The 23,829-nt window shown below is 58.4% G+C and carries 16 protein-coding genes and 6 pseudogenes; 10 read left to right on the plus strand and 12 right to left on the minus strand.

Translation table 11 applies throughout. The annotated features are described in order from the left end of the window. The first annotated feature begins 5 nt into the window (after positions 1 to 5). Positions 6 to 330, plus strand: a pseudogene (trxA, locus tag PSQ19_RS15735) (thioredoxin). 97 nt (positions 331 to 427) lie between these two features. On the opposite strand, the gene PSQ19_RS15740 reads toward trxA, so the two are convergent. The 7 genes and pseudogenes from PSQ19_RS15740 to ubiE all read right to left on the minus strand — a co-directional run bounded on the left by PSQ19_RS15740 (position 428) and on the right by ubiE (position 5,365). Further along, positions 428 to 1,165 carry a HesA/MoeB/ThiF family protein gene (locus PSQ19_RS15740; protein ID WP_282218511.1) on the minus strand — a complete coding sequence of 246 codons (738 nt, stop codon included), beginning with the start codon at positions 1,163 to 1,165 and terminating at the stop codon, positions 428 to 430. Continuing rightward, positions 1,162 to 1,902: a DUF2259 domain-containing protein gene (locus PSQ19_RS15745; protein WP_282218512.1), complete on the minus strand. Its 741-nt coding sequence runs from the start codon at positions 1,900 to 1,902 to the stop codon at positions 1,162 to 1,164. Before PSQ19_RS15745 ends, PSQ19_RS15740 begins: the two co-directional genes overlap by 4 nt. Beyond that, positions 1,874 to 2,344, minus strand: a complete 471-nt coding sequence (dut, locus tag PSQ19_RS15750; protein WP_282218513.1) for a dUTP diphosphatase — start codon at positions 2,342 to 2,344, stop codon at positions 1,874 to 1,876. Before dut ends, PSQ19_RS15745 begins: the two co-directional genes overlap by 29 nt. Then, complete coding sequence (locus tag PSQ19_RS15755) at positions 2,344 to 2,952, minus strand: hypothetical protein (RefSeq protein ID WP_282218514.1); 609 nt, start codon at positions 2,950 to 2,952, stop codon at positions 2,344 to 2,346. Before PSQ19_RS15755 ends, dut begins: the two co-directional genes overlap by 1 nt. Before the next feature lie 95 nt (positions 2,953 to 3,047). Beyond that, entirely contained in the window at positions 3,048 to 4,166 is a 1,119-nt protein-coding gene (locus tag PSQ19_RS15760) for an AarF/UbiB family protein (RefSeq protein ID WP_282218515.1), read from the minus strand. Next, positions 4,051 to 4,506, minus strand: a complete 456-nt coding sequence (locus PSQ19_RS15765) for a hypothetical protein (protein ID WP_282218516.1) — start codon at positions 4,504 to 4,506, stop codon at positions 4,051 to 4,053. The genes PSQ19_RS15760 and PSQ19_RS15765 overlap by 116 nt, the downstream gene beginning before the upstream one ends. Before the next feature lie 93 nt (positions 4,507 to 4,599). Beyond that, positions 4,600 to 5,365: pseudogene (ubiE, locus tag PSQ19_RS15770) on the minus strand (bifunctional demethylmenaquinone methyltransferase/2-methoxy-6-polyprenyl-1,4-benzoquinol methylase UbiE). Positions 5,366 to 5,460: 95 nt separating this feature from the next. On the opposite strand from ubiE, the gene mutM reads away from it, so the two are divergent. From mutM to PSQ19_RS15810, 8 genes and pseudogenes are all read left to right on the plus strand, one after another. Continuing rightward, positions 5,461 to 6,348, plus strand: a complete 888-nt coding sequence (mutM, locus tag PSQ19_RS15775) for a bifunctional DNA-formamidopyrimidine glycosylase/DNA-(apurinic or apyrimidinic site) lyase (RefSeq protein ID WP_282218517.1) — start codon at positions 5,461 to 5,463, stop codon at positions 6,346 to 6,348. Positions 6,349 to 6,519: 171 nt separating this feature from the next. Beyond that, positions 6,520 to 6,786 (plus strand): 30S ribosomal protein S20, encoded by a 267-nt coding sequence (rpsT, locus tag PSQ19_RS15780; RefSeq protein WP_282218518.1) that lies wholly within the window; start codon positions 6,520 to 6,522, stop codon positions 6,784 to 6,786. A gap of 894 nt (positions 6,787 to 7,680) precedes the next feature. Beyond that, entirely contained in the window at positions 7,681 to 9,117 is a 1,437-nt protein-coding gene (dnaA, locus tag PSQ19_RS15785; RefSeq protein ID WP_282218519.1) for a chromosomal replication initiator protein DnaA, read from the plus strand. Between the two features lie 241 nt (positions 9,118 to 9,358). Then, positions 9,359 to 10,481 (plus strand): annotated as a pseudogene (gene dnaN / locus PSQ19_RS15790) (DNA polymerase III subunit beta). A 44-nt stretch (positions 10,482 to 10,525) separates the two neighbouring features. Beyond that, positions 10,526 to 11,623, plus strand: a pseudogene (recF, locus tag PSQ19_RS15795) (DNA replication/repair protein RecF); the annotation flags it as partial. Between the two features lie 109 nt (positions 11,624 to 11,732). Further along, positions 11,733 to 14,161 (plus strand): annotated as a pseudogene (gene gyrB, locus PSQ19_RS15800) (DNA topoisomerase (ATP-hydrolyzing) subunit B). A gap of 250 nt (positions 14,162 to 14,411) precedes the next feature. Beyond that, on the plus strand, positions 14,412 to 15,593 hold the full coding sequence (locus PSQ19_RS15805) for an HlyC/CorC family transporter (protein WP_407649010.1): 1,182 nt from the start codon (positions 14,412 to 14,414) through the stop codon (positions 15,591 to 15,593). Between the two features lie 123 nt (positions 15,594 to 15,716). Then, on the plus strand, positions 15,717 to 17,000 hold the full coding sequence (locus PSQ19_RS15810) for an MFS transporter (protein ID WP_282218520.1): 1,284 nt from the start codon (positions 15,717 to 15,719) through the stop codon (positions 16,998 to 17,000). A gap of 69 nt (positions 17,001 to 17,069) precedes the next feature. Here PSQ19_RS15810 and infB read toward each other — a convergent pair whose 3' ends face one another. From infB to rimP, 5 genes and pseudogenes are all read right to left on the minus strand, one after another. Next, positions 17,070 to 19,925, minus strand: coding sequence for a translation initiation factor IF-2 (infB, locus tag PSQ19_RS15815; protein WP_282218521.1), 2,856 nt, complete (start codon positions 19,923 to 19,925; stop codon positions 17,070 to 17,072). Positions 19,926 to 19,991: 66 nt separating this feature from the next. After that, positions 19,992 to 20,672, minus strand: a complete 681-nt coding sequence (locus PSQ19_RS15820; RefSeq protein ID WP_282218522.1) for an RNA-binding protein — start codon at positions 20,670 to 20,672, stop codon at positions 19,992 to 19,994. Positions 20,673 to 20,692: 20 nt separating this feature from the next. Then, positions 20,693 to 22,290 (minus strand): annotated as a pseudogene (gene nusA, locus PSQ19_RS15825) (transcription termination factor NusA). Then, entirely contained in the window at positions 22,290 to 22,598 is a 309-nt protein-coding gene (locus tag PSQ19_RS15830; RefSeq protein WP_282218523.1) for an LSm family protein, read from the minus strand. The pseudogene nusA and the gene PSQ19_RS15830 overlap by 1 nt, the downstream one beginning before the upstream one ends. A gap of 1 nt (position 22,599) precedes the next feature. Next, positions 22,600 to 22,953 (minus strand): ribosome maturation factor RimP, encoded by a 354-nt coding sequence (gene rimP, locus PSQ19_RS15835; protein WP_282218524.1) that lies wholly within the window; start codon positions 22,951 to 22,953, stop codon positions 22,600 to 22,602. A 171-nt stretch (positions 22,954 to 23,124) separates the two neighbouring features. Here rimP and PSQ19_RS15840 point away from each other — a divergent pair, with 171 nt between their 5' ends. Next, entirely contained in the window at positions 23,125 to 23,823 is a 699-nt protein-coding gene (locus PSQ19_RS15840) for an alpha/beta fold hydrolase (protein WP_282218525.1), read from the plus strand. The last annotated feature ends 6 nt before the right edge of the window (positions 23,824 to 23,829 follow it).

The following is a 23,829-nucleotide window of genomic DNA, read 5'->3' on the forward strand; positions in this document are numbered from 1 at the left end:
GTCAGATGACCACACATGTTTCCGATGCCAATTTCGGCGAGGAAGTCCTCAACTCTCAGGAACCCGTTTTGGTAGATTTTTGGGCGGAGTGGTGCGGGCCATGCCGCGCGATCGCACCGCTGCTCGACGAGCTCTCGACCGAATTGGCCGGCAAGGTCAAGATCGTCAAGGCTCAACATCGACGAAAACCCCTCTACCACCGTCAAATATGGCGTACGTTCAATTCCGACCATGATCCTGTTCAAGGGTGGGGAAGCCGCCGACATGAAGGTTGGCGCCGGCACCCCCAAGGCGGGCCTGTCCAAATGGCTCGAAGGCCACGCCGCCTGATTATTGGCACCTGTGAAATTCTGATAACGCCGCCAGTGATTGCTGGCGGCGTTGTCGTTGCACGATGCTATCCGAGTGTTATCCGGTAACCGTTGCGTTAGTAGCTTAGTTCGGTAAAGCGTCCGTCGCGCCCGTCATAGAGCATAAGCCGCCCCAGAAGCGGCTTTCCGATCCCGGTGATCAGCTTAATGGCCTCCATGGCCATCAGCGCACCGATAACGCCGGTCAGCGGCCCCAGCACGCCATTCTGCTCGCAAGAGGGTAAATCGGCATCGTCAGAATTTACGGGATAAAGATCGGCAAAAGTGGGAAAAGGGCGTCCATCGGGACGCATCAAATGCGGCGCGATCACACTTAGCTGACCGTCAAATCCCGACACGGCCCCGCAGACCAAAGGTTTGTGAGCGCGCTCGGCTGCACCGGCGACCATGGCACGGGTCAAAAAATTGTCGCTGCCGTCGAGTACCAGATCATAGCCGAGCAGCAGTGCATCGACATTGTCAGCGTCCAACCGCAACTGGTGGGCACTGGTTTGGACATGTGGATTGAGCGAATTGGCGAAGGCGATGCCGCTTTGGGCTTTGGGCGCGCCTATCGAGGCGGTTCCATGCACGATCTGACGTTGCAGGTTGGACAGGGCGACAATGTCATTGTCTACAATCCCCAACCTCCCGATACCAGCGGCCGCAAGATAGGCGATGGCAGGGCTGCCGAGCCCGCCCGCACCGACGATCAGCGCGCTGGCACCCTTTAGCGCCTGTTGACCGCGCCCACCCATGCCTTTGAGCACAAGATGGCGGGCATAGCGGCGGGTTTCGTCAGGTGAAAATCTCATTTCTTGCGCAGCGGTACCACCAGAAAGCGACGGTCTGGCCCTTCAAATCCATGGGGAAACATCGAAACTATCGCAATCCCGTCATCCATGTCACTGGCATCAAATGGCAACGCCACGCCATAGAGGCGATAGGCCATCGGGCAGTCGCGCGACATGGGAAGTGAATCGTCGCGATGCAGCGCCCGCGTCGATCCATTGTCGTTATAATTGAGCTGAAAGCCGAGCGGATCATCACCGAACCAGTTTTTGCAGGGTGCCGCGCTGGTGGCGGAAAAGCTCGAAAGGGTCAGGCTATAGTCGCCATTGACGGCACCCGGCTCGACATAACCGGGCATGCCGAAGTGCAAATGGGTTGCGTCGGTGTCGGTGGCGCCATCGCCAATCAAGGCAATCATCTGAATGGGACGATTAAGGTCCAACTCACTGATCAGGGTGCTGGCGGCGGCCAGGTTCTTGGTGCGGATCGTTGCCAGCGATGTCTGCTCATTATGGGCTTCGAGCTTGATTGGTGTCCCCACTACCCAGCTGTCGCGGTTTAGATCGACGACGTAGACGGTTGAATAGGCAAGCCCGCTGCCATCGGCGATGCCGAATTCCTCGAAGGCGAAGAAATTGGCGCGCGGCGAAAAGCCGATTGCATGGAACTGCGCCCGGTCTCCGGCAAGCGCCGGAGATATGCCCAACGCCGTTGCGACAATAGTCAGGATGCTAAGAAGTTTTATGGCCCGTTGAGCCAAAGCCCTTTTTGCCGCGTTCGGTATCATTCAAATTGTCTCTCAATATAAAATCGGAACACATGAATGGCGCTACAACCATTTGCGCCACGCGGTCGCCCCGACGGATGGAAAAATCATCTTGGCCAAAATTAATCAGGATAACCTGCACCTCGCCACGATAGTCGGCATCAATAGTGCCCGGCGCGTTTAACACGGTGATGCCGTGTCGGATTGCCAGGCCGGAGCGCGGCCGCACCTGTGCCTCATACCCGTCAGGCAACGCCATGGCAAAACCACAGGGAATGAGCGCGCGCTGACCCGGCGGCAGTACTATTGGCTCATTTTCTGATATCGCGGCCATGAGATCGACCCCGGCCGCTCCCGCGCTCTGTGTACGTGGCACAGAAAGCCCCCGGCCGTGCTCAAACCAGCTCAGTCCAATTTCGACGGTTTGAACCGGCATTATTTTACCCTGACGACTGCATATAGTGTGGCTGGAAGATCAGTAGTTCCATTGATTAGATCAAGGAAATGAACAACTTGTTCTGCTGATCGTTTGTCAGGCGACAATGTCATGTTGGTGTCAATCACTTCCATACCCCCAAAGCGCAGCGTGCAGGTGTGGCCGCTGAACAGCGATTGATTCATCTGGCGGGTCTTTTCGTCGTCCCAGCGATGCGCGCCGACCTCCTCGGCAATATCGGCCAATGACAGCTCGACCCGCACAAGGTTATCGCCAAGCGGGGTAAACCGGACACGCTGCTGCGCGCGGCCCAGGGTGATGGTGGCAAATTTTCCCCGTTCGGCAAAATTACAGGTGGCGCTGCCATCGGCGTTCTCGACCAGCTCGCCCTTGGCGCAGAACCGCTCCATGCCTGGTTTGCCAGTTTTTGGTTCTGGCTTGGCAAGGTCAGGCTTGATCATGGCAAAAAATTCGGCGCCCATGATCTGGGTCATGCTGGCCTTGGCCGTGGTCGGGCTGATCACATCAATATCAACCGTGGCATCAACGCAACCGGCAAGCGCCAACAGCGATCCGGCGGTCGCAATTAACTTCGCAAGCAGTGTCAATTTCATTCCTGCGGCCCCTGTCAACGACATATCCCACACCTTGATGCAGGCAATGTGCGGCCAAATTAACCCCTGTGGCCACGGCGCGCCGCACACTAAACCGTGACAACGCGCCAGATCAATGCAACAAGCAACACCATGAGCCCCCAGAACAGGGTTGTGCCCATCCATGGCGCCAGCGCCGGCGTGACCCGTTTTTGCCTGTGATAATCGCGCATGACCGTTTCGGCCTGGCGAACCAGGTCCGGCACGCGGCGCGCAGTATCGGTAACGATCTCAAGAGTGCGCTGCAAATCCTCGATCTTGCCAATCGGCCCTTCCTCGCGGCGCAACCAGTCGCCCACAACCGGCTCGGCCGTGGTCCAGATGTTGAGGTCCGGATCGAGCGCACGCGCTACTCCCTCGACCAGCACCATCGATTTTTGCAACAATACCAGTTCCGGGCGGGTCTGCATGTCGAACAGGTCGGTAATGGAAAATAGCTGGCCGAGCACTTTGGCCATTGAAATTTCGCTGGCCTTGCGTCCGTGCAGCGGCTCCCCGATGGAGCGGATGGCCAGCGCAAAATCATCTATCGACTGGTCTGCCGGCACATAGCCAATGTCAAAATGGCGCCGCGCCACCATGTGATAGTCGCGCGAAATGAAGCCATAGAGAATATCGGCTAGAAACCGGCGTTCGGCCTTGTTGATGCGACCCATTATGCCAAAGTCGACGGCAACGATAGCGGCGGTTTTGGGATCAACAAACAGATTGCCCGGATGCATGTCGGCATGAAAAAACCCGTCGCGGATGGCGTGCTTCAAAAAGCTTTGCAAAAGGTTGGTCGCCAGCGCCTTTCGATCCAGCCCGGCCGCGTCAAGCGCTGACAGGTCGCGAATGGGAATGCCCTCGATCCAACTCGTGGTGAGTACATTCTGAGCCGTGTGCTCCCAATGAATCTCGGGAATAACAAATCCCTCATCATTCTGGATGTTTTCCGCGAACTCCGAGATCGATGCCGCCTCGAGGCGCAAATCCAGTTCGAGCCGGGCCGAATGGTCAAGCGTCGCAACAATTTCGGTAGGCTTTAGGCGGCGGGTCGAGCGTACGACTTTTTCAGCCAGACGCGCGCCCGCATAATAGCTTTCGATATCGGCCATGAAGCGGTGCGCGACGCCCGGTCGCAGCAATTTTACCGCCACCTTGTGGGTTGGCCCGGCAGAACTTGTCAATTGGGCCTGATGAACCTGGGCGATCGAGGCGGCGGCAATCGGCGCGGAAAGGCTCAGTCAATCGCGCCGCCTTGACCCCCAGCGCCTCGTTGAGGATGGCCGGCACCAGCGCGGAGTCAAAGGGGTCCATACGGTCCTGCAGGGTCGACAAGTCCTCGGCAATGTCCGCTCCGACAATGTCGGGTCTGGTCGCCAGGGTCTGGCCGAATTTGACATAGGTTGGCCCCAACCGATTGAGCGCGCGGGTCAATCGTTCGACCCGACCGGTGCGGCGCACCGCGCGACGTTCGATCAGCCGCGCCGTAGCAACCCCAAAACGCAGGCCCGGCGGTAGGCTCATGGGTATCGATGATGGAAAATGCTCCTTCGCGCGCCAGAACATAGCCAGCGCGGACCAGGCGAAAATAGGCAGATAGGCCCAATGCAAAAAACCTTAAATCTTCCAGGCGCTGAACAACGCCGCGATATTGCCCGAATAGGGCGTGTGGGTGACGCGTTTGAAACCTGCGGCGCCAATCATGCCCGAAAAGGCCACTGGCGCCGGAAATTTGCGGATCGATTCAACCAGATATTGATAGGGTTGCGCATCGCCGGTGACCAAACGCCCCATCGGCGGGATCAGATTATCGGAAAATGCGCGGTACAGGCTCATCAAGACCGGGGACATCGACTTGAGAGAATTCGAGCACTATCAGGCGACCGCCGCGTTTGAGCACGCGATGGGCTTCCCCCAGCGCCAATTCGATCCGGGGTACATTGCGAATGCCAAAGGCAATTGTATAGGCGTCAAACGACTTGTCCTCGAATGGCAGTTTTTCAGCATTGGCCTCTATAAAACTGGCCTGCGTCGGGAACCGCCAGGATTTGGCGCGCTCCGCCCCCACCCGCAACATGTCCGAATTGATATCGGCGACTACAACTTCGGCATAGCCCACTGACGCGTTGATAATGCGCTCGGCTATGTCGCCGGTCCCCCCCGCCATATCGAGAACGCGATAGGGGCGGGTGCCTTGTTTGGGCGGAGCAAGATCGGCAATCATGGCGTCTTTCCAGACACGATGTATGCCCCCGCTCATCAAATCATTCATCAGGTCGTACCGGTCGGCCACCCCGTGAAACACCGCGTTGACAAGGGCCTGCTTGTCCTCTAGCGCAACCTCTTGCTCGCCGAAATGGGTGGTTTGCCGGGACTGCGTCATGGCTGTATCTCAATCATGTTGTCTCGGCATTATCATAGCGGAGAGCGCACCGGTTTGCCATGGCGCAAAGCGGCGCAGGCTTGCGGAGGTAAACCATGCCTGAATTGCCCGAAGTGGAAACGGTTCGCCGTGGTCTGGAGCCTTATCTGGTCAATGCCAGGATTGGCACCGTCACCCTAAACCGGAAAAATCTGCGGTTCGACTTTCCCGCTGACCTCGTCGCTGCGCTCGAGGGACAGGTCATTATCGCGGTGGAGCGGCGGGCCAAATACCTCCTGATCCGGCTTGCCAATGGCCGAACGGTTCTGAGCCACCTTGGTATGACCGGGTCCTATCGCTTTGCCCAGCGCCATCTCGATACGCCGTCGCGCTATCATGAACCCGATCCGGCACCGAAACATGATCACATGGTCTGGGCAATCGAGCATCCTGATCATGGACCTATGGCTCTTATCTATGCCGATCCGCGCCGGTTCGGCTTTATCGATCTGCTGGACCGGCTCGAAGACAGCCCTTATCTGAACGTATTGGGGCCAGAACCGTTGGGCAACCAGTTTAACGCCCACATGTTGGCCCATGCCTTTGCCAGCAAAAAGGCACCGATCAAGGCGGCATTGCTGGATCAGCGCGTGGTCGCCGGGCTGGGCAATATATATGTGTCAGAGGCACTCTTTCGTGCGCATATTCTGCCAACAGCTGCCGCGCAAACGCTGGTGGGTAAAGACGGGCGACCCAAACCGGCACTTGACGATTTGGCGCAGGCGGTGGTGGCGGTATTGTCCGAAGCGATCGCTGTCGGCGGTTCCACCCTCAAGGATTTTCGCAATGCCGAGGGAGGATCTGGCTATTTCCAGCACAATTTTGCCGTATATGACCGGGAAGGTGAGCCTTGCCCAACCTCAGACTGCCGCGGCAATATTGGCAGGATCGTTCAGTCGGGCCGATCGAGCTTTTTCTGCCCGCTATGTCAAAAGCAGCCATGAGGGGGTCGCATACCGGCCTAAACCCTGAATCATGTTGACGACAGCGGGCCGCACTAGTATAGACCGGCCAACTTGGCGGCTGATTGATAGGCCGCCGCTTCCATTTTGATCCCGGACACTTGCGACGCAACCGCGCGCGAATTGCCCGATGCACGTGCCAAGAGGACTATCATGGCCAATACCAGTTCAGCCAAAAAGGCTACCCGCAAGATTGAAGCGCGCACCGCCGTCAACAAGGCTCGCCGTTCGCGCATTCGCACCTTTATCCGCCGGGTTGAGGAAGCCATCGTCGCTGGCGATCACAAGGTCGCCATGGAAGCGCTCCGCGCTGCCGAGCCTGAAATCCACCGCGCCGCCAGCAAGGGTATTCTTCATGCCAATATGGCATCCCGCAAGGTCTCCCGCCTTAATGGCCGGGTCAAGGCTTTGTCGGCTTAAGCGTCGACCAATATTCACGACCACTATGGTCACGATAATTCAGGCTCCCGCAGGGAGCCTTTTTTGTGCGCGGCGCCCGGCGCCTCAAATCCGGAGCGCGAGCATCACCTAATAAATGCGACATTTTCGTCACAGTCGCGCCGCACCCGAAAAATTACAGCCTGACAACCGCTTATCCGAAATTGCAATGGAAAAATGGGACGGAATGTCGCGTGCCTGGACCCGGAAAAGTGGGCTTGGGCGAACAATTTTTTTTAGCGAGTCGCGTGTGGTAAAATTGATTCTCCATTGAGTCACAAGCGTTTGCAGCAAGCTGTCGTTCGGCGTCCGGACACCTTTTTTCAGCTTCGCAGAGTCAAGCCCCTATTTCAGCGATTCACATGTTGCGAGGGCAAAAGGACCCCTCTAATATAGTTTGGCGAGCCTTGAGAAAAGACGGCAACAAGATCGGACTTCTCAAGTTTTCAGGTACAATTTTGGGGCAAATAGAATAGGGCAGAAAGCGCAGCGCTTTCTTGGTTTGGCAACCAATGTCACTTGAACATTTTGAGTTCGGCGTCACTTTGTGGTGCTTGGTAAGTTTGGGCGTAGATTAGAGTTTTCGGCCAGGTCTGGTCGGGTTCAGAAAACAATTCAAAACGACAGCCGATGGCGTTGCCGCGGCACGATGAAACGCGCCCGAAATTCGGGCGCGGGGCGGAGCAACGGGTCAAATTTCCGGCAGGGTCGGATCCGTTGTCGATGAATAACAAGGACAGGCTTGGCCGTTGCGTAACAGGGCTGAAGAAACATGGGGCACAGACGATGAAGTTACAGGCGACCGCCGGACAGGGTGATTGGCACAAATCCAATCAACTTTTGACAATGACAACAACAAGGGGCGACACGTCTGCAATGACTTCCATCTCAACGCCGTCAGAAGCCGAACGCGATCTCTGGACCCGTGCGCGGGCGCGGTTGAAAGTGGCGGTTGGCGAGGATGTTTTTACCAGCTGGTTTGCCCGGCTGGACCTTGAAGAAATTGTCGATGATCTGTGCCATTTGTCGGCCCCGACGCGGTTTTTGTGTTCCTGGGTTCAATCAAACTACGCGGACCGGATATTGGAAGCGTTGAAGAAGGACGCTCCAGATCTGGCTCGCCTCCAGGTGACGCTGCGGGTTAATGGGCAGGCACGCCCTCGCATCGCCGCCCAGACTGAGACGCCGCTGCGCGAAGCCCCGTCTGCGCCCTCGGCACCGGCAATGCCGCGCCTGGTACGCGACAATACCGCCCAGAAGGGTGACGCGCTCTCGGGGAGTGCCATTGATCAGCGTATGACCTTTGACAGTTTTGTTGCCGGCGGTCCCAACGAAATGGCATTTGGGGTGGCGCGCCAGATTGCGCAGGCCACGGTCAATAATACGGTCAGTTTCAATCCGGTCTATATCCATGCAACCGTTGGTCTGGGCAAATCGCATTTGCTCAATGCCATTGCCCATGAGACAGCGGCAGCCGACGCCAGCAAGAACATTGTATATCTGACCGCTGATCATTTCATGTATCATTTCATCACCGCCGTGCAGCGCCAATCGGCGTTGGCGTTCAAGGAATGGTTGCGCAAGGTTGATCTGTTGCTGATCGACGACATGCAGTTCCTGCAGGGCAAGTCGGCAACCGAGTTCGGCCATACCCTGGGAACCCTTCTGACCGGCGCTAAACAGGTTGTAGTCGCCGGTGATGCGCCCCCGCGTGACCTTGAAATGCTTGATGAGCGGGTCCGCTCCCGCCTGTCAGGTGGGCTGGTGGTGCCGATTACAACTTTTGACGTCGAACTGCGCCGCGCCATCGTCCAGCGCCGGGCTGACCAGTCCAGTACTCGTTTTGGCATGCATTTCCCCACCGCCGTTGTCGATTATATTGCTCGGGTGGTGGTCAGCCATGGTCGCGATCTCGATGGGGCGGTAAATCGCCTTGTTGCCGCCAATCAATTGACCGGCGAAATGATCACCGTGCCGTTGGCCGAAAAGACCCTGGGCGATCTCATTCGCAGTCAGGAAGCACGCCGGGTACGGATCGAGGATATTTTACGCATCGTGTCGCGCCATTATAAAGTGCCGCGCAACGAATTGTTGTCGGCGCGTCGCTCGCGCGATGTTGTACGCCCGCGCCAGATCGCCATGTTCCTGGCGAAGGCCCTGACCTCACGTTCGCTCCCTGAAATCGGCCGCCGCTTTGGCGGGCGCGATCACACCACCGTGCTCCATTCGGTGCGCAAGGTCGAGCAGATGATGAAGGACGATGGCGAACTGTGCCAGGAAATCGAACTGCTTAAGCGTATGATCGAAGAATAGTATTGCGCCCGCGCCGGGTCACCGAACCCGGCGTCTATCACAGTGTCAAACGCGGCTGGTCGTACCCAATTGCCGCCGAACGTCGGCAATTTCGGTCGCTTCGCTTGGTTGCGACCAAATGCTCTGGGCAAACCCGAACACGCCCTTGCGTTTTCATAGCCAAATTGCCATGGTCTGCGCCCCGGCTCGCCGGGGATTTTGTTGCCCACAGGGCAGTGCGTGAATTGAGGATGCCGGACCGATGAAAGTTACGCTCGAACGCAACCATTTGCTGAAATCCCTGGGGCATGTGCATCGGGTCGTGGAACGGCGCAATACCTATCCCATTCTGGCCAATGTGCTGTTCAAGGCCAGTGACGACAAAGTTGAATTGCGGGCAACCGACCTCGACATAGAAGTTACCGAAAGTGTTCCCGCCATGGTGTCGACCCCCGGCACCACGACGGTTCCCGCTCACACATTGTATGAGATCGTCCGCAAGCTGGCCGACGGTGCCGAGGTAAAACTAGAAACCGATGGCGGCGAGCAGATGGTGTTGACGTCGGGCCGCTCGCGTTTTCATCTGCAATGCCTGTCGCCGGACAGTTTTCCCGATCTCAAATCGGGCAGTTTTACCCACGATTTTGCGGTACCCGCCCCTTCGATGCGCGAATTGATCGAGCGCACCCAATTTGCCATCTCCAATGAAGAGACGCGCTATTATCTCAACGGGATCTATCTGCACACCATCGAGGTTTCGAAGGGCGAGCCGGTGCTGCGTGCTGTCGCTACCGATGGCCACCGCATGGCGCGGGCCGATACAGAGGCGCCAAGTGGATCAGCAGGCATGACCGGCATCATAGTGCCGAAAAAGACCGTCAGCGAGGTGCAAAAGCTTCTGGATGGCGCCGAGGGCGATGTGGCGGTGGAGGTGTCGGACACCAAGATTCGCTTCTCGCTGGGCAGCGTTGTCTTGTTGTCCAAACTGATCGAAGGCACTTTTCCCGACTATGATCGGGTAACACCCAAGAACAACGACAAGACGATGCGGGTTGATCGCGCCACCTTCGCGACGGCAGTCGACCGTGTCTCAACCATTGCCTCGGAACGCGGTGGCAAGGCCGTCAAGCTATCGGCAACTGATGGACAGCTGGAATTGTCGGTGACCAATCCCGATCACGGCACAGCGAGCGAAGAGCCTGGCGGTCGAATTCGAGACCGATGGTTTCGAGATCGGGTTCAATGCGCGCTATCTGCTCGACATCGTTGGCCAGATCCGTTCCGAGAGCGCAATTTTTCAGTTCAACGATGCCGGTTCACCCACGCTGGTGCGCGAAGATGGGGACGCCCGGGCGCTCTATGTGCTGATGCCGATGCGCGTTTAGGGCCGAACCTGAGCAACTCCGCCAATCGTTCAATATCCAGGCTGCGCCTGAGTGCCTTCCGCAATTATACGGCGGCGGCGCTTGATCTCGACGCGCGCCACGTCGTCCTGACCGGCCCCAACGGGGCGGGCAAGACCAATTTGCTTGAAGCCATATCCTTGTTGTCGCCAGGACGCGGCCTGCGGCGCGCCAGCTTCGAAATGGTCCAGGCGCAGGGCGCCGAAAGCCCCTGGGCCGTGGCCGCCACGATTGAAACCAGCCAGGGGCCTGTCGATATCGGAAGCGGTGCCAGCGGCAATGACGGCGGCGCCCGCCGTGTGCGTATCAATGGCGCCAATGCGCGTTCGGTCGAAGCAATGAGCGATTATCTGCGCGTATTGTGGTTGACTCCAGCCATGGATGGCCTGTTTTCGGGTCCGGCGGCAGACCGCCGCCGTTTCCTTGACCGGCTCGTCACCACCCTCATTCCCGGCCATTCGGCCACGGTCAATGATTTTGACAAAATCATGCGACAGCGCAATCGCCTGCTCGAGGAAAACGGCGATGCGCACTGGCTCAATGCTATCGAAACGCAGATGGCCGAAACGGCAGCGGCGATTCATCTGGCCCGCACCGACAGTTTGACCCACTTGCAGGCCTTGACATCCCAAAGTCTGAGCGACGACAGTTTTCCGGCGGCACATTTGGCCTTGGCCCCCCTGTTCGAGGACCGGAACGAACCGATCTCATCGACGGATCTGGAAGCGGAACTGTCAGAAATCTGGCGACGGTCGCGGGGCCTGGACCGGGCCGCCGGGCGGACGACGGTGGGGCCGCACCGGGTGGATCTGGACGTCGTCCATGCCCAAAAAGCCATGCCGGCGGCGCTGGGATCAACCGGCGAGCAAAAGGCATTGCTGATCGGGCTGGTTTTGGCCCATGCCCGGCTGGTTAAACAGCGCGCCGGAATAACGCCTTTTCTGCTGCTCGACGAAATTGCCGCCCATCTTGATCCTGATCGACGGCGAGCGCTGTTTGCGGCGCTGGACGGCCTTGGGGGACAGTGTTTTCTCACCGGCACCGACCCGATGCTGTTTGAAGCGCTGGCAGATCGGAGCCAGCCGATCCTGGTGCGCGGCGGGCGGCTCCACCCTGGTCACTAATCCTTGCGTTTTTGCCCCGCAAACCTGCTCCAAAAAGGCCATTTTGCTTGGGTATATGGCCCCGATCGACTACAACTAATCTATTCTAACGAGCCTGATTCGGACCCTCATGACCGACGATATTATGCCTGATCCAGCTGAATATGGCGCCGACAGCATTCGCGTGCTCAAGGGGCTCGATGCCGTACGAAAGCGTCCAGGCATGTATATCGGTGACACCGATGACGGTTCGGGTCTGCATCACATGGTTTATGAGGTGGTCGATAACGCCATTGACGAGGCGCTGGCGGGTCATGCAGACCGCGTGACCGTGACGCTCAATCCCGATGGTTCGGTGACCGTAACCGACAACGGTCGCGGCATTCCCACCGACATCCACAAGGAAGAGGGGGTATCGGCAGCTGAAGTGATCATGACTCAGCTACATGCCGGGGGAAAATTCGACCAGAATTCCTATAAGGTTTCGGGCGGCTTGCACGGTGTGGGTGTATCGGTGGTCAACGCGCTGTCGGTGTGGCTGCATTTGACCATCCGCCGTAACGGCAAGATCCATAAAATGAGCCTTCACCCACGGGGAAGCCGATGGTCCGCTTGAGGTCATCGGGGTCAATGAGGGCCGGAACGGGACCGAGGTCAGTTTCATGCCCTCCACCGACACCTTCACCATGGTCGAGTTCGATTTCAAGACGTTGGAGCATCGCCTGCGCGAACTGGCGTTCCTGAATTCGGGCGTACGCATTCTGCTCTCAGACCGTCGCCATCCCGAGCCGGTCGATGTCGAGCTCTACTATGAGGGTGGGCTGGAAGCCTTCGTCAATTATCTCGACAAGTCCAAGAGCCCGGTTATCGATAAGCCAATCACCATCTTGCATGAAAAAGACGGCATTACCGTCGAAGTGGCGCTGCAGTGGAACGATAGTTACCATGAGAATGTGCTGTGCTTTACCAACAATATTCCCCAGCGCGACGGCGGCACCCATCTGGCCGGTTTGCGTGGTGCCTTGACCCGGCAGGTGACGAGGCTATGCCGAAAATTCGGGTATCACCAAAAAAGAAAAGGTCTCGATGACCGGTGACGACACCCGCGAGGGGTTGACTTGCGTTTTGTCTGTAAAAGTGCCGGACCCGAAATTTTCGAGCCAGACCAAGGACAAGCTGGTGTCCTCCGAAGTGCGGCCAGTTGTCGAGAATGTCGTCAATGAAAAGCTCGGGCAGTGGTTTGAGGAGCACCCCACCGAAGCGCGCACTATTGCCAGCAAGGTCGCCGAAGCCGCCGCCGCCCGCGAGGCCGCGCGCAAGGCCCGCGAACTGACCCGACGCAAGGGAGCACTGGAAATATCATCACTGCCCGGCAAGTTGGCCGATTGTCAGGAACGCGATCCGGCGAAATCCGAAATCTTTATCGTTGAGGGTGATTCCGCTGGTGGCTCGGCCAAGCAGGGACGCGACCGCGCTACCCAGGCTGTGCTGCCGCTGCGCGGCAAAATCCTCAATGTCGAGCGCGCGCGGTTTGATCGCATGATCGGCTCGGATCAGGTCGGCACGTTGATCACGGCACTCGGCACCGGCATTGGGCGTGAAGAGTTCAATGCCGACAAGCTGCGCTACCACAAGATCATCATCATGACTGACGCTGATGTCGACGGCGCCCATATTCGCACCCTGCTGCTGACCTTCTTTTATCGCCAGACACCCGAATTGATCGAACGCGGCCACATCTATATTGCCCAGCCACCGCTCTACAAGATCAAGCGCGGCCAGTCCGAGCAATATCTTAAGGACGAGCGGGCACTTGAGGATTACCTGCTGTCTACTGGGACCGAAGATGCGGTGTTTACAACTCGTGATGGGTTGACCCATGCCGGGGCCGATCTCTTGTCGATCCTGCAGCAGTCGCGCGATATCGTGAACGCTATTGAAAACCTTAACACCCGTTATGATCGCAGCCTGGTCGAACAGGCCGCAATTGTGGGGGCACTGGACCCCGAGGGCCTGTCCGACCCCGACAAGGCCCAGGTAACATTGGACCGGATCGCCAATCGGCTGGATCGTATTTCTGATGAGTTGGAACGCGGCTGGACTGGCGAAATAACCGACGATGACGGGTTGGCCTTTACCCGTGTCGTGCGCGGTGTGTCGGAAACCCATGGGATTGACCCAGCGCTGCTCAACAGCGCCGATGCCCGCAAGCTTCGCCTGATCGCCGGGCGACTGGATGAATTGTTCGGCGGCGTCGCGACACTGCAGCGCAAGGGCGAAACCACGCCGATCCACGGACCATCCTCCCTGTTCAAGGCCGTGACTGCGGCCGGTCGCAAGGGCATTTCCCTGCAGCGCTACAAGGGTTTGGGCGAAATGAACCCCAGCCAATTGTGGGAAACAACGCTGGATCCAAATGTGCGCACCCTGCTGAAGGTGGAAATCCGCGAAAGCGATGACGCCGATTCAATTTTTACCGCTCTGATGGGTGATCTGGTCGAACCGCGTCGCGAATTCATTCAGGACAATGCCCTGAGTGTGAGCAATCTCGACGTTTGACCCTGGCGTAACGCCCTGCATCCACAAATGAGGGCACTGACGGCATTGGGGTTTGCCGCATCATGGCTTAGCATGGAGCCGCGCGCTTTTTTGGATACAACCGGCGCGCTGGGTGTGACAGCGATGAGGACGACGAACCTTTCATGACCGCAATGCTTTGGCTTACCAGCGGGGGCATTGTTGCCCTGCTGGCGGTGAGTTTCTTTTTTCGGGATCCGAAACGGCGCTGACGGCGGCATCGCGCGCCCGGATGCATCAATTGGCCAGGTCCGGTGACCGGCGGGCCGGTCTCGTTGAACAACTCACCAGCGAAAAGGAACGGCTGATCGGGGCCATCCTTTTGGGCAACAACATCGTCAATATCCTGGCCTCGACCCTTGCAGCCAGCGTGCTCATTCAGATTTTCGGCGAAGCGGGCATATTTTACGCCACCGTCGCGATGACGGCCGCCGTGGTGATCTTTTCTGAAGTTCTTCCCAAGACATTGGCACTGTTAAGGCCGGACGGCTTTGCATTGGTGGTGGCGCCGGCGATCAGGCTGGTTGTGCTGCTGTTTGCGCCGGTAACCCTGGCGGTGCAGGCCATCGTCAACGCCATTCTACGGCTCTTCGGGCTGCAGCTGGATGCCAACATGTCGGTATCGGGACATGAAGAGGTTCGCGGCACTGTCGATCTGCTCCATTCCGAAGGCGGTATGGTCAAGAGTGATCGCGATATGCTGGGCGGCATTCTCGACCTGCGCGACCTCAGCGTCAGCGACGTCATGGTGCACCGCACCAATATGGTGGCGCTCGATGCCAATCAACCCGCTGAAGCCCTGCTGGCGGCGGTGCTGGACAGCTCCTACACTCGCATTCCGATCTATGATGGGGATCGCGACAATATTGTGGGCGTCGTTCACGTCAAGGACGTATTGCGCGCCATGTTGGCGGCCAAGGGCGATGCCAGTGGCGTCAATATTACCAATATCATGGTCGAGCCCTGGTATGTGCCCGAAAACACCAGCCTGCAGGCGCAATTGACCGATTTTCAGAAGCGCCATTCCCACATGGCGTTGGTGCTCGATGAATATGGTGCGGTCGAGGGCCTGGTGACACTTGAAGACATTATCGAAGAGATCATCGGCGACATTTCGGACGAACAGGACACGCCAGAGGAAGAGGCCATCGCCGGCATTCGCAAACATGCCGACGGCAGCTACGTCATGGACGCCAGCATTGCCATTCGCGATGTCAATCGCGCTCTCGGCTGGGAACTGCCCGACGATGATGCCAATACTGTTGCCGGGATCGTCATCAATCAGGCCAAACGCATTCCACTGCGCGGTGAGGAAACCCGATTGGGGACTTATAGATTCCTGGTGATGGCGCGGCAAAAACACCGGGTCACCAAGGTACGGATATTTATCGAGGATGAGCCCGATAAATCATAGTTTTCTTTGTTGTGGCGGCGCGGGCCGAACCGGGCAATAAAGACGCGGTGACCCCGACGCGAGTTTGACCTAGCCAGCCATAAATCAGTGCCGCATCTGGCCCATTGCGACCAAGGAAACCATGTGACGAGCCCACCCCGCCCCACAGCACCACTCATAGCGGTAGGTGCCATTCTATTGAGCGTTGCCTTCCTGATCATGGGCAATGGCCTCCAACTCATGCTGCTACCTATTCGCGGCGGCATCGAGGGATTTTCCTCGGTGGAGATCGGCCTCTTGGGGTCAGCATATTTTTTCGGCTTTGTGCTGGGGTGCGCCTTTACCCCGCGCCTGATTGTGCGCGTCGGCCATATCCGCACGTTTGCGGCGCTCGTTTCGATCGCCTCGGCTGCCGCGCTTGGTTATCCAGTCGCCGTCGATGCCCTGATCTGGATCGGTCTGCGTCTCGTCACTGGCTTCTGTCTGGCCGGACTCTATCTGGTGGTCGAAAGCTGGCTCAATGATCAGGCCACCAATGAAACGCGCGGCACTTTGATCTCGACCTATGTGACGGTCAATTTCACCGTCATCACACTGGGTCAGATGATGGTCACCCTGTTTCAGCCCTCATCCTTTATACTGTTCTCGATCGCCTCGGTGCTGGTCTCGCTCGCTGCGGTGCCCATCGTTTTGACCCAGACCGCGCAGCCACCACCGATCACCCTTGTGCGGTTTCGCCCGATTCGCATGTTCAGACTATCGCCCACCGGCACCGTGGCGATTTTTCTCGTAGGTTTGGCAACGGGCGCCTTCTGGTCGTTGGGGCCATCTTATGCCAGTGCAGCCAGTGGCAGCGTAACTGATGCCGCCCTGTTCATGAGTGCCGCGGTTCTTGGTGGCGCCCTGGCACAGTGGCCGACCGGCAAGCTTTCCGACTCCGTGGATCGACGATTGGTCCTGATCGGACTGGCGGTCGCCAGCGTCATCATGGGCATCGCCATCATGCTCGTGCCCCAGATCACCAATATATGGCTGTTGATGGGACTTGTATTCGGGGCAGGTTTGCTGCCTGCCTATGCTATTGCCGCAGCCCATGTTTTCGACTTTGCCGACCGCGCCGACTATGTGGAAATTTCCGCCGGCCTTTTGCTACTCAATGGACTGGGGTCGACCATCGGCCCCTTGATTGCCTCGCTCAATATCGAACTGTTCGGCCCAACCGGCCTTTTCATCACCAATAGCGTCATCCAGGTGGCGTTGATTGGCTTTGTCATGGTGCGCCTGTCGCGTCGCGAAGGCCTGCCCGACGACGAAAAACATTCGTTCGATCTGGGTACCAGCGGCGCGGTGTCTGTTGTTGGCGACGAGGGCGCGGTACAACTCAGCGATCTGGTGGTTCAGGAGACCGACGAGCCCGCCCCGGTGTGAGCCAATCGGTATGCCGCAAAAAATGGGGCGCCTCGCCGGGCGCCCCTTTTGATCTGATCTGTGCTCGGTCTACAGAGAACGCTGGATGGTCTCGACCCGGAAACATTCGATGACATCGTCCACACGCATGTCCTCATATTTCTCGAACGCCATACCGCATTCCTGACCGGTCTGGACTTCCTTGACTTCATCCTTGAAGCGCTTGAGCGTCGATAGCTTGCCTTCGTGCACAACGACATTGTCGCGGATCAGGCGCACGCCTGCGCCGCGCTCCACCATGCCCTCGGTAACCCGGCACCCAGCAACCTTGCCAACCTTGGAAATGTTGAACACTTCCAGGATCGAAGCATTGCCGATGAAGGTCTCGCGCCGTTCCGGTTTCAACAGGCCAGACATTGCCGCCTTAACGTCATCAACCAGATCATAGATGATGTTGTAATAGCGGATTTCGATACCGTCGCGGGTTGCCAGATCCGTCGCCTGCTTGTTCGCACGCACATTGAACCCTATGATGATGGCGTTCGATGCCGTCGCCAATGTCACATCGCTCTCGGTAATACCGCCCACACCGGACATCAGGATCTGCGCCGACACTTCTTCGGTCGACAGCTTGTTAAGCGACGCGGTAATCGCCTCGACAGAACCCTGCACGTCGCCCTTGATGATCAGTGGGAACTTGGCAATGCCCGAATCCTTGAGTTGATTCATCATCTGCTCAAGGCTGGTTGCGCCGCCACCAGCGGTTTTTTCACGGATGGCACGCTGGCGATATTCGGTCACCTCACGCGCCCGCGCCTCGGTCTCAACCACCGAGAAGCGATCACCGGCACTTGGAACGCCGGTAAAGCCCAGAACTTCCACAGGTGTGGACGGACCCGCTTCCTTGACTTGCTCACCCTTGTCATTGATCAGCGCCCGCACACGGGCAAATTCAATGCCGGCAACCAGAATGTCGCCGATCGCCAGGGTACCGCGCTGCACTAGAACCGTTGCCACTGCGCCACGGCCGCGATCCAGCTTGGCTTCAACCACCAGACCCTCGGCGCGCCCGTCACGGGCCACCTTGAGTTCAAGCACTTCGGCCTGCAACAGAATGGTTTCGAGCAGCTTGTCGAGACCGGTCTTGTTGATCGCTGAGACTTCGACGTCCAGCACATCGCCACCCATGGATTCCACAAACACTTCGTGCTGTAGCAACTCTGTGCGGACCCGTTGCGGATCGGCGCCGGGCTTGTCCATCTTGTTGATCGCCACGATGATCGGCACTTCGGCCGCCTTGGCGTGCTTGATCGATTCAATGGTCTGCGGCATTACGCCGTCGTCGGCTGCCACCACCAGAATGGCAATGTCGGTGGCCTGAGCGCCGCGCGCCCGCATGGCGGTAAAGGCCTCATGGCCCGGCGTATCGAGAAAGGTGATCTTGGCACCGTTCTTTTCCACCTGATAGGCGCCGATATGCTGGGTAATGCCACCGGCTTCACCAGACACCACATTGGCTTCCCGGATCGCATCCAGCAACGAGGTCTTGCCGTGGTCGACATGGCCCATGATGGTCACGACCGGTGCACGGTCGGTCAAATCCTCGGCCTTGTCATCGGCGGGCAGATCGAACAGCCCTTCTTCAACGTCAGCGTCCGAAACGCGCTTGACCGTGTGACCAAGTTCGATGGCGATCAGTTCGGCGGTATCGGCATCGACCACATCATTGATAGTGGCCATCTGGCCTTGAGCCATCAGATATTTGATCACCACCACTGAGCGTTCGGCCATGCGGTTTGCCAGTTCCTGCACCGTGATGGCTTCGGGAATGGTGACTTCGCGGCTGAGTTTTGGCGCGACCGTCTGGTTGCGGCCCATTTTCTTGTCGCGGCGGCGACGCATGGCGGCCAGCGATGGCCCTTTGTCACGATCACCTTCAACACCGGCATTGGTAACGGTCAGGCGACCGCGGCCATTGCCGTCCTGTCCTGAACGCCGTGTTGGGCGCTCAGGAGCAGCACGCGAGGCGCGTCGGGCGTTTTCAAGCTCGGCGGCATTTACGATGGGGCGGTTGGAGGGGGCTCCGGTGCGCACCCTGCGCCCGTCTGCTTCGCTCGGTTCAGCGGGCGGCACATTGCCAATCGGGGCCATGCCTGCGCCAGTTGTAAGGCGTTCGGCACCGGGTCGGGCGCCTGCCGGCGCGCGCAATGCAGCGCCCGCACCGCGTTCACTTGCGGGACGAGCGTTGGGATTGGGGCGCTCACCAGCTGCACGCTGTGGCCGGGGCGGCTGGCCGGGACGACCTGCAACCACGCGAACGCTCTTCGGTCCAGCCTGACGCTGAGACTGGGGAACGAATTCCTCGGCGGTCTGGGGTGCCGCCTCAGCCTGTTTTTCGGCTTCGGGTGCCGCGCGTGGTGCATCGGAATCGGCTGCTGGTGCGGCCTCTTCCCCAGCCGCTTGGCGGCGCTCCTCGTCCTGACGCTCGGCGTCTTCACGCACTTGGCGACGACGCGCATCTTCCTCGATGCGGCGTGCTTCCTCGGCGGCAAAGCGCCTGCTTTCTTCTTCCTGCCGGGCACCTGCTTCGCGCAGCACGGCGCGGCGCGCTTCGGCCTCAGCTGCCGACAAACCGGCAGCAGGCGTGCGCTGCTGTGGCGTTGGCCGCGCACCCTGCGGGCGTTGACCGCTAGGGGGGCGTTGCCCGCCAGCTGGCCGTTGGCCTTGGGGGCGCTGCGGATCGGCAGGGCGCGGCGTGGCGTTGGGCCCGCTATTGGAAGCGCCCGGCGTAGCAACACGCCGCGTGCGCTTCTCTACAACCACGGTGCGAGACGAGCGCGCCACTCCGGGGCGATTGCCGATGCCCGGCCCACCCTTCAATGTCAGTGTTTTCTTGCCGCCAGCGCCAGAATTATCGTCGGTGCGCTTGTCGTCGTTATCAGCCATGTAAATCGCGTCTCTTGTCTCTGTGTGTCGAAAAATCGATCGGGCAGTTACATCGCCATTTCGATTCTACTCCATGCCATTCGACAAAATGTCAGCGCCAACCGCATCGCGGTCGCTGTCACTTTGACCATGTTTAGCGCTGTATAGGGCCAGTCTGCGGGCCTTTTCCAGTGCTGAGCGGGCTGCGGCCCCGTTCATGAGCGCAGCATGTATCACATTTTCGAGGCCAAGTGCCAAACCCATTTGTTCTGAACTCAGCAATTCGATATGGGGCACGTCAAACCCCACAATGCCTTCTTCCTCGGCCCCGTAGTGCAAGGCCTTGAGCGGCCCCACCATTTTACTGCGCCCATCGGGCGAAGCATCGGTCGCGGTCAGTAGCGCAATCAGCTCGCCGCTGGCCAGCAAGGCTCGAACCTTTGTTGCTCCTGTCACGATCTGCCCGGCCTTGCGACACATGCCCAAGGCCGACAAAAATCTCTGCTCCAACCGCCGCTGGGTTAGCGCTGGCAGGTCGTCAGGCACCTTTACCTCACATTTGAGGCTCCGGCCAAAGACCTTTTTCTTGACCGCCTGTGCCACCGCGTCCCTGTCAAGGCTGATCCAGACGCCACGTCCCTCTGCCTTGGCATCGGTATCGGGCACCATCACCCCATCAGGCCCTAGTACGAAGCGAATAAGCTGCGTAACCGGTTTTTCCTCACGCGTCAGCGCGCAAAGGCGCGTGGTTGCTTCACTACGGGCCATAACCAACCCCGCCGAAACGCCTAAACCGCTTCCTCCTGCGAGGCCTCGCCCTCCTCGCCGGCCAGTTCTTCAGCGGTTATCCAGCCCACTTGCAGGCGCGCCTGCATGATCATGTCCTCGGCTTCCTCGCGACTGATCGGGAAATCCTTGAACGTGCCGTCAAACCGTTTGGTTTCCCCATCCTTGCGCTCCGACCATCCAACCAGATCGTCTGCAGCGCAACCCGCAAAGTCTTCAACCGTCTTGATGTCTTCCTTACCTAACGCCACCAGCATGGCAGCATTGAGCCCGGTAATATCAAAAAGTTCATCCTTGACGCCAAGTTTCTTGCGCTCGTCATCATGGGCCCGGTCGATTGCGGCCAGATATTCAATGGCGCGATTCTGGATTTCCGTTGCGGTTTCCTCGTCGAACCCTTCAATCGTGGCGATTTCGTTGAGTTCGATATAGGCCAGTTCCTCAACCGTGGAAAAGCCTTCCGAAGCCAACAGTTGGGCAACCATCTCGTCAACGTCAAGGGCCTCGATGAACAAAGCCGACCGTTCGGAGAATTCCTTCTGGCGCCGCTCGCTCTCTTCCTGCTCGGTCAGAATATCAATATCCCAGCCAATAAGCTGGCTGGCCAACCGTACATTCTGCCCACGACGCCCGATGGCGAGACTCAATTGCTCGTCAGGCACCACAACTTCGATACGCTCGGCCTGCTCGTCCAGAACCACCTTGGCGACGTCGGCTGGCTGAAGTGCGGACACCACTAGATCGGCAATATTGTCGGTCCAGGGAATGATATCGATCTTTTCGCCCTGCAACTCCCCGACAACAGCCTGCACGCGGCTGCCGCGCATACCCACGCACGCACCGACTGGATCGATCGAGGCTGTCCGACGAGGTCACCGCAATCTTGGCGCGACTACCCGGATCGCGCGCAATCGAGCGGATGGTGATGATTCCATCGTAAATTTCGGGCACTTCCTGCATGAACAGTTTTGCCATGAACTGCGGATGGGTGCGCGACAGGAAAATCTGCGGTCCGCGCTGCTCGCGGCGGACATCATAGACATAGGCCCGTACACGGTCGCCATAACGGAACATTTCACGCGGGATCAATTCATCGCGACGGATGATCGCTTCACCGCGCCCAAGATCAACAATCACATTGCCATATTCGACGCGCTTGACCGAACCGTTGACCACTTCCCCGATGCGATTGAAATATTCATCATACATGCGCTCGCGCTCGGCATCGCGAACCTTTTGCACGATCACCTGCTTGGCCGACTGGGCGGCGATGCGACCAAATTCGATTGGGGGCAGGGGTTCCGTCAAAAAATCGCCAACCTTGGCAGTCGGGTTCTTGGGCAGTGCATCCTTGAGCGCGACCTGGCGCGAGGATTCTTCGACCTCGTCAACGATCTCGAGCAGGCGCCACAAGCGCAACTCGCCCGAGCGCGGATTGATCTCGGCCTTGATTTCGGTTTCGGCGCCATAGCGCGCCTTGGCCGCTTTTTCGATGGCGTCCTGCATGGCCTCGATCACCACCATACGGTCGATCGATTTTTCGCGGGCAACGGCGTCTGCGATTTGCAGCAGGCTCCAGTCGGTTCGCGCTAACAGCCATCAATGTATCTCCTTGGAGCTTTTGTCGTCGTCATCGGTGCCCGGCTGATCCTCATCATCGAAATCGTCGGGCATTTCATCAGTTTCGGTCTCGATATCGTCGTCATCGAGCGGATTGTTTTCTTCCTGCGCCTTGCGCGCCATATCCATCAGCGTATCGCTCATGACAAGCTTTGCATCCGCCAGCATCGCCAATGGCAGGCGATGGTTGGGATCAGCCCCCGCGGGCGCATCGGGCAGGCGAATGGTCACCGCCTCATCGTCGACCTCGAGGATAAAGCCGCGAAATCGCCGCCGCCCCTCGATCATTTCATTGAGCCTCGATCTTGGCCTCGAAACCGATGAAGGCGGCAAAGTCGCGTGCGCGCACCAGCGGCCGGTCAATGCCGGGCGACGACACCTCAAGATGATACTCGCGATCGATCGGGTCTTCCACATCCAGCACCGGCGACAAATCTTTCGACAACTTCTCACAGTCGGTGATGTTGAAATTGCCGTTGGCGTCTTCGGCCATGATCTGCAATGTGCAGCCGTTCTCCTGCGTCAGTTTGATGCGCACCAGCGCATAGCCCAGATCATTGGCCACCGGCTCGACAATCGCGGCAATACGCGATTCGACGCCCGTCTCCTTGATGTATCGCTTTTCTTTCAGATCAAAGCTCATGTCGATGCGCTGCGCCCATTCCAGTACGACTTGTCAATTTGCTGGCGATTGGGAATAAAAAAGAGCGGGGGCCGGGCGGCTCCCACTCTGCAAACCGCCAGAGATGTTGCTTGCTCTATACTCCCCTTAAACCGCGAGGGCAAGAGCGCCCAAATTGTGTAAAGTGCTGTTATGACCGATGCGCCCATCCTGCTCGTGCCCGGGCTCAATTGCACCGATGCCGTCTTCTCACCCTTCCTGCCAACGCTGTGGGCTCGAGGATCAGTCATGATCGCCGATCATCGCCGTGGCGCGACCATCGCCGAAATTGCTGGTGCAATATTGGCGGAAGCGCCGGCTCATTTTGCGCTATTGGGTTTTTCGATGGGCGGTTACATCGCGCTTGAAATTCTGCGCCAGGCCCCGAACCGGATCGGTCGCCTTGCCTTGCTCAGTACCGGCGCTGGTAGCGATACCATTGAACAGCGCGAAAACCGGCAGCGCCAGATTGACTTGGCGCGGGCGGGAAAATTTTCAGCCATTGCCGGCGCCAATTTCGCCAATAATGTTCATCCCGATCATGTCAATGATGCCGAATTGCGGGCTCTCCATCTGCAAATGGCGCTGGACACCGGCCCGCAAATCTACGCCCGCCAACAGGCTGCCATCATGGCGCGGTCCGAAGCCTACGATTTGTTGCCATCCATCTCCTGCCCGACCAGCATTATTGTGGGCGATGACGACCAGGTCACCCCGCCATCGCTATCGGCCCGCATGCATGGTTTGATTCCTATGTCGGAACTGGTCCTCATCAAGCAGGCTGGGCACTTTGCCCTGCGTGAGCAAAAGACGGCTTTTAATCAAGCACTGCTAAGCTGGCTGGCGCTTTAGCGCCAC

This window comes from Devosia algicola, assembly GCF_028816455.1.
GTDB classification, from domain to species: domain Bacteria; phylum Pseudomonadota; class Alphaproteobacteria; order Rhizobiales; family Devosiaceae; genus Devosia; species Devosia algicola.